The 1,485-nt window shown below is 69.7% G+C and carries 1 protein-coding gene; it reads left to right on the forward strand.

The features are described 5' to 3' along the window. Positions 1–1,485 (forward strand): phosphocholine-specific phospholipase C (locus tag AC1D01_RS34310; RefSeq protein WP_477873924.1); only part of this gene is annotated, 1,485 nt, incomplete at both ends.

A 1,485-nucleotide genomic window follows, 5' to 3' on the forward strand; every position in this document is an offset into this window, starting at 1 on the left:
AACCCCGGCAATGACGGCGGCTACACCTGGACGACCTATCCCGAACGTCTCGAGCGCGCCGGCATCACCTGGCAGGTCTACGAGAACATGGACGACAACTTCACCGACAACTGCCTGGCGGGATTCCATGCCTTCCGCGATGCGTACTTCCAGCGCCCCGGCTATTCGGAGGCGCTGCGCCAGCGCGGCGTCGGTACGCGCGACCTCGACAAGCTGAAGGAGGACGTGCTCGCCGGCAAGCTGCCGCAGGTCAGCTTCATCGTCGCAACGGCCGAAGGGTCGGAGCACCCCGGGCCGTCGAGCCCGGCCCAGGGCGCCGACTACACCGCCAAGGTGCTGGATGCGCTGACCGCCGACCCCGCGGTCTGGAGCAAGACCGTGCTGTTCCTGAACTTCGACGAGAACGACGGCTTCTTCGACCACGTGCCGCCGCCGGCACCGCCCTCGTACGCCAGCTGGGATGCCGATCCGGCGAAGGCCGTTCTCGCCGGCGCGAGCACGGTCGACACCGCGGCCGAGTACCACGAGCACCTGAAGGCGTACCACACGGCGGCCTACGAGCCCTCGCTGCTGCACCGGCCGTACGGCCTCGGGCCGCGCGTACCGATGTACGTGATCTCGCCGTGGAGCAAGGGCGGCTGGGTCAACTCGCAGGTGTTCGACCACACCTCGCCGCTGCAATTCATCGAGCAGCGCTTCGGCGTGAAGGAGCCCAACATCTCGGCCTGGCGCCGCGCGGTGTGCGGCGACATGATGTCGGCCTTCAACTTCGCCGACCCGAACAACGCCGAGTTCTTCAGGAACCTGCCGGCGACCACCGCCCTGGCGGACCGTGCGCGCGCCCTGCCCCAGCGCACCGTGCCCACGCTGCCGAACGCGGCCGCGATGCCGGTGCAGGCCAAGGGCACCCGGCCGTCGCGCGCGCTGCCGTACGAGTTGCACGTCAGTGCGGTCTGCACCCCGGCCTCGCAGCAGGTCACGCTGATCTTCTCGAACACCGGCCGCGCGGCAGCGGTCTTCCACGTCTACGACCGCCTGCACCTGGACGCCGTCCCGCGGCGCTACACCGTCGAGGCCGGCAAGCAGCTGCGGGGCAACTGGGCGCTGGCCGCGGACCAGGGCGTCTACGACCTCTGGGTGCTCGGGCCGGCCGGGCTGCATCGCCATTTCACCGGCAACGCCAGCACACTCGCCGTGGCGAGCCGGCCCAATCCGGAGATCCAGGTCTGCTACGACGTCGCCAACAGCGACCTGGTGCTGAAGCTGCACAACACCGGCACCGCGGATTGCACCTTCAGCGTGCGGGCCAATGCGTATTTCGACGACACGGTGCAGACGGTGGCGGTCGGCCCGGGCGGTGAACAGAMGCTGGCGTGGGCGCTCAAGGACAGCGGCAACTGGTACGACTTCAGCGTCGGCGTGCCGGCGCTGCCGGGCTACAGCCGCCGCTTCGCCGGGCGCCTGGAAACCGGCGCGCACCTGGTC

The sequence above is a fragment of the Rhizobacter sp. P3_B12 genome, assembly GCF_056402895.1.